The sequence below is a fragment of the Streptomyces sp. MnatMP-M17 genome, from assembly GCF_900091995.1.
Taxonomy (GTDB): domain Bacteria; phylum Actinomycetota; class Actinomycetes; order Streptomycetales; family Streptomycetaceae; genus Streptomyces.
The window spans coordinates 1-4905 of the sequence record NZ_FMDK01000057.1 but is presented as its reverse complement, the minus strand read 5'-3'; the positions used below and the strand labels follow the sequence as shown (position 1 = coordinate 4905).

Annotated in this window: 6 protein-coding genes and 1 pseudogene; 2 read left to right on the top strand and 5 right to left on the bottom strand. The window is 67.8% G+C overall.

What is annotated here, in order from left to right; all coding sequences use genetic code 11:
• The 4 genes from GA0115259_RS03190 to GA0115259_RS03170 all read right to left on the bottom strand — a co-directional run.
• Window positions 1–280 (bottom strand): transposase (locus GA0115259_RS03190; protein WP_141716434.1); only part of this gene is annotated, 280 nt, incomplete at its 3' end.
• A 117-nt stretch (window positions 281–397) separates the two neighbouring features.
• On the bottom strand, window positions 398–808 hold the full coding sequence (locus tag GA0115259_RS03185; protein ID WP_093590513.1) for a RidA family protein: 411 nt from the start codon (window positions 806–808) through the stop codon (window positions 398–400).
• A gap of 243 nt (window positions 809–1051) precedes the next feature.
• Window positions 1052–1891, bottom strand: coding sequence for a site-specific integrase (locus GA0115259_RS41445; protein WP_237539724.1), 840 nt, complete (start codon window positions 1889–1891; stop codon window positions 1052–1054).
• A gap of 467 nt (window positions 1892–2358) precedes the next feature.
• A complete protein-coding gene (locus GA0115259_RS03170) occupies window positions 2359–2970 on the bottom strand; it encodes a TetR/AcrR family transcriptional regulator (RefSeq protein ID WP_093590510.1) in 612 nt (203 codons plus the stop codon).
• Between the two features lie 143 nt (window positions 2971–3113).
• Here GA0115259_RS03170 and GA0115259_RS03165 point away from each other — a divergent pair, with 143 nt between their 5' ends.
• Window positions 3114–3848, top strand: coding sequence for an SDR family NAD(P)-dependent oxidoreductase (locus tag GA0115259_RS03165; RefSeq protein WP_030354521.1), 735 nt, complete (start codon window positions 3114–3116; stop codon window positions 3846–3848).
• A 33-nt stretch (window positions 3849–3881) separates the two neighbouring features.
• Window positions 3882–4517 carry an NADPH-dependent F420 reductase gene (locus tag GA0115259_RS03160; RefSeq protein ID WP_093590507.1) on the top strand — a complete coding sequence of 212 codons (636 nt, stop codon included), beginning with the start codon at window positions 3882–3884 and terminating at the stop codon, window positions 4515–4517.
• 160 nt (window positions 4518–4677) lie between these two features.
• Here the strand turns inward: GA0115259_RS03160 and GA0115259_RS41065 are convergent.
• Window positions 4678–4905 (bottom strand): annotated as a pseudogene (locus tag GA0115259_RS41065) (hypothetical protein); the annotation flags it as partial.

Sequence of the window (4905 nt, the reverse complement as noted above, 5' to 3'; positions counted from 1 at the left end):
CGGCCTGCGGTATCGGCAGCCCGGCCAGCACCTGCCGCAGCCGGGGCACGTCCACGTTCCCGCAGTTCAACGCCTCGTACATCGCGCCGTGCCCACGCCGGTGCTCGGCCACCAGCGTCAGGTCCACCGGCGAGGTCACCGGGCCGTCCGCGCACAGCATTGCGTCCACGAGCTCGAACAGCTCGTCCCCGCGCACGGTCAGGCAGTCGAACAGGTCCTCCCGGAAGCGTGACGCTTGCGCGAACGCTTCCCCGGGACCGGCGTCAGGCAGGAGACTCACCTTCACGGCCTTCGTCTTGATCGGTGCACCTTGGTCGGAGCACATGATCAGACGAAGGCCGGCCCAGCGTCCCGCGAATGCCCAGCTGGGCTACCCAGTTCGATACGCCGTTCGAAGTCAGTCAGGCAGCGCCACGGTGAGATCCACCTCGACGAGCTGTCCCGGAAAGCCCAGCTGGGCGACGCCCAAGAGCGTGCTGGCGGTGGTGAACGCCCGACCCAGGGCAGACTCGGTGAGCCGACGCCATGCGGCTCCGAGAATGTCCCTCTCATCGCTCCGCACGTAGATCACTGACCGCACCACATGTTCAGGCTGGGCACTCACCGCTGCCAGGGCAGCGAGCGCGTTCGCGACAACCTGGTCGACCTGCGTCTCGAGGGAACCGGAACCGACGAGGTCACCATTCCGATCAAGCGGGCACTGCCCCGCCAGATAGGCGGTACGGCCTGCCTCCACCACGGTGATGTGGTGGTAGCCGGGTGTCTCATGCAGCTGCTCGGGGTTGATGCGGGTGATCTTCTCAGTCATGTCAGCGAGTCTGACCAGCGTGGTGCCAGCACGCACCGCATTTTCTCCACCGGCAAGCATTCCGCAGTGGCGTGAGGTTAAGGAACAAGCTTAGAGCCGGTTTTCGTTCCGATGTTCCTCAACCCCCTACAGCCCCGTGAGTTCCCGAAAACTGAAGGCTTCTCGGTAGGAACCCATGGGTCCGGCAGCCGATTCTGCAGCGAGAAGGCCCGGGTTCACGACGAACCTGAGGTGCGGGTCCGCCTACAGGGGTCGGTAAGCGCCGTAGTTCCCAGCCAGGGAGTTCGTGGCGGCTTCGGCGACATGGGATCGAGGGCTGGAGATGCATGAGGTGAGGAAGCGGTGCACTCGCTGCCCCGTCCAGCCGGCCGCGGCAATAGCGGGCCAGAAGTAGATCCCGTCCTGTGGAGACCTGGCTTCGATGAAGTCGAGGACGTCGGTCACGGTTTCCTGATCCAGGGCAAGCCGGAGCATGGCCACGGCCTGCAGCGCTCCGCCCACAAGAGTCTCGTTACCAGTGCTCAGGCACCAGCGAATCGCCTCAACGTGGGAGTGCCCCAGGTAGCTCAGCCGGACGATGGTGTCGCCCCCGGCAGTGTGAACCGCATGGAGGGTTTCGCCCTGAAGGACGAGGTCTCGCAGGTAGGGAAGGTCGGACGGGGAGCCGCATGTGCCGAGCGCCATCGTCATCTGGTACTGGGTTTTGCAGGTCCGCGGGACGTACCTGGACCTTATTGGGCTCCTCTGACAGCTCCGCCGAGGGTCTCGCCGGGCGAGGTCAGAAGCACCGGGGCGAGTGTGGTCGTCGTCGAACTGCCACCACACGTCCTTGATGAACCATCGCAGCGTGCGGTCGGCGCCGTTGATCAGGGGGACCATCCGCTCGCGCGGGCTCGAGCCCGTGGCGCCCTTGCCGTGGCGGACGTGGGGCTTGCCGAAACGGCCCAGGTCCCACTTGATGTCCGCCGGATCGAGCTTGCATGCCTCGCCGGCCCGCGGTCCGACCTGGGTTATCAACTGGAGGCGGTGCAGTTCCGGGTGGTCGGGGCGAACTTCCGGCAGGTCGCCAACTCGCCGCCCCACCCGGCGGACAGCGTCTTGGCCTCCGGCTCGGACGGCGGAATCCGCAGTGCCGGAGCTCCTCCGCCGTGGCCAGCGACCGGACATCTCGCAGGTTCCGTACGACAGCCAGCGCCAGGGCAAGCCCCGTCACCTTCACCCCGATCGTCAATCGATCAGACACGGTGAGAAAGCTTCAGGAATCCCAAGGTTGCGTCAGCCTGTGAGTCGCTGCCGGAGACGAGGACAAACCGCCTGGCCACAGGGTTGAGGACCCAGCGAGGCTCAGGGCAACCCACTGGATGTCGCACACTCCTGAAGCCTTCGCGGGTCGCCGGTCTCCCCGGCCGCTTCTGCTGCGGCCTGCAGCAGGCGGGCGGGCAGTTCCGTAAAAGGCGGCGGGTCCGGGCCAGGTGCCGGGTGGCTGGTGTCGCGTACCAGCGGTGCAGCCGCGGCCGGCAGCGTGGCCAGCCCGGCCGCGGAGTGCCAAGTCAACTTGGCACTTCCTCCCGTTGCCGGTCATCGCCGGCTGTGGCGGGGATGGCGTTGTCGATGAGGACGGCGGCGATGGCGGCGGCGGTGGGGAAGGCGTCGGCGTTGAGGACCCGGGTGCGGGCCGCGGCGCCGTCGATGAGCAGCGCGAGCTGCTCGCCGAGCTGTTCGGGGTCGGCGGCGCCGGCTTCGCGGGCGGTGTCGGTGAGCCGCGCGGCGACGGCTTTCTTGTAGTCGCGTGCGTACTGGGATGCGGGGTGCTGGGGGTCGTGGAGTTCGACGGCGGCGGCGATGTAGGGGCACAGGGGGGTGGTGGGGGGGATGTCGAAGGCGGCGAGGAGCCGTTCGCGGGGCGTGAGGTCGGTGCGGTCGAACACGCCGGACAGAACGGAGGGGTCGAACCGGCGCAGGTATTCGGCGACGAGTTCGTCCTTGCCGGTGAAGTGCTGGTAGGCCGTGCGCTTGGACACCTCGGCCGCCGCGCAGAGCTGGTCCATGCCGGTGCGGTTGATGCCCTGCTCGCGGAACAGCTGCTGGGACGCGCTGAGGATGCGCTCGCGGGCGCCCCGGCCGCGGCGGCGGCCCGTGGGGCCCTTCTCCAACTCCGTCATGGGTCCATCGTACCGCAGTGGGTAACGACCGGTGTACATAGTTTGCGTCCCGCCCGCCTGCCCGATACCGTAAGCACACAGAGCGGTGTACATAACACCGTCGCCCCAGGTGCGCACGGCACCACCGACCCAAGGGAACGACTATGGGAAAGCTCGACGGCAAGGTCGCGGTCATTACCGGCGGCACCACCGGCATGGCGCTGGCAGGCGCGAAGCTGTTCGTCGACGAGGGAGCGCACGTCTTCATCACCGGCCGCCGCCAGGACGCCCTGGACGAGGCCGTGAAGCAGATCGGCCGCAACGTCACCGGCGTCCAGGGCGACGCCGCCGACCTGGACGACCTGGACCGCCTGTACGACACCGTCAAGCGGGAGAAGGGAAGCCTCGACGTGCTGTGGGCCAGCGCAGGCGGGGGCGAGCCCGCCCCGCTCGGCGAGATCACCGAGGCCCACTTCGACGCCGCGTTCTACCTCAACGCTCGCGGCACCCTGTTCACCGTCCAGAAGGCCCTTCCGCTCTTCAACGACGGCGGCTCCATCCTCATGACCGGCTCCAACGCCTCCCTCGGCGCCTTCCCCGGCTGGAGCGTCTACGCCGGCAGCAAGGCCGTCCAGCAGGCATGGGCCCGCGTCTGGCTCAACGAGCTCAAGGACCGCCGCATCCGTGTCAACGTCCTGACCCCCGGCCAGGTCGCCACCGCCAAGCAGGAAGAACTCTTCGACGAGGCCACCAAGCGCCAGTTCGAGTCCCTCATCCCCCGCGGCCAGATGGGCCGCCCCGACGAAATCGCCACCGCCGCCCTCTTCCTCGCCTCCGACGACTCCAGCTACGTCAACGGCATGGAACTCGTCGCCGACGGCGGCACCACCGCCATCTGAACCGGACACCACACAACCAGGGCAGGACATCTCATGAGCAGCATCAGCATCATCGGCACCGGGAACATGGCCCGCACCATCGGCACGCGGGCGGTAGGGGGCGGCAACACCGTCGAGGTCATGGGCCGCGATCAGTCCAAGGCCGCTGACCTGGCCAAGGCTCTCGGCGGCGGCGCCACGAGGGGAGAATGGGGCGCCGCCCCGGCCGGGGACATCGTCATCGTGGCCCTGTTGTACGACGGTGTCGTGCCGGTCGTCGCCCAGTACGGAGACGCTCTCGCCGGCAAGGTCATCGTCGACATCAGCAATCCCTTCAACTCCACGTTCGACGGGCTGGCCCACCGCGAGGAGACCTCGACCGCGGAGGAAGTCGCCAAGGCGGCCCCGGCCAGCGCCAGCGTGGTGAAGGCGTTCAACACCGTCTTCCGCCATGTCCTGGAGAAGGGCCGGCCCGACGTCTTCATCGCCGGCGACAACGCGCGGGCCAAGACAAGTGTGGAGGCGTTCATCGAGAGCCTCGGGCTGCGCCCGCTGGACGTCGGCGGCCTGAAAATGGCGCACTGGCTGGAAGGAACGGGCGTGGTCACGGTGGGCCTCGCCAACCACGGGGTGGGGAACTTGGACTTCTCCCTCAGCATCACCGAACTTCCCGTCCGAGCAAACGGCTGACGGATCACCGAAGCACTCGCCGATGAAGCCTGGTTTCACACTTCCCATGGTCGGGCCCGCTGTTGAGGGAGATGTTCGAAGTCTCAACCCACCGGCACCGGAGCCCTGTTGATTCCCTGTCCTGCCGCACTCGACCTCCCGCACACCCTGGTCGAGTGGGTCACAATGCCGCGATTCCGCGCCGGCTGGAGATCGTGGACGCCTTTCCCATGACCGTGAGCGGAAAGGTCAGAAAGATCGAACCGCGGGAGCGGTTCTCGGGTTCGGGCTCGGGTTCGGGCTCGGGTTCCGGCTCCGGCTCGGGTTCGGGGTTCCCGGCGTAGGGCGGATACGGGAAAGTCCCGCCGGGCGGCTGTCGTGTGACCGGCGCCCGGCGGGACTTTCCCGT

What these genes read in the sequence shown, in the direction of transcription:
- GA0115259_RS03185 (WP_093590513.1), bottom strand. Translation starts at nt 808, where the DNA reads ATGACTGAGAAGATCACCCGCATCAACCCCGAGCAGCTGCATGAGACA.
- GA0115259_RS03170 (WP_093590510.1), bottom strand. Translation starts at nt 2,970, where the DNA reads ATGACGGAGTTGGAGAAGGGCCCCACGGGCCGCCGCCGCGGCCGGGGC.
- GA0115259_RS03165 (WP_030354521.1), top strand. Translation starts at nt 3,114, where the DNA reads ATGGGAAAGCTCGACGGCAAGGTCGCGGTCATTACCGGCGGCACCACC.
- GA0115259_RS03160 (WP_093590507.1), top strand. Translation starts at nt 3,882, where the DNA reads ATGAGCAGCATCAGCATCATCGGCACCGGGAACATGGCCCGCACCATC.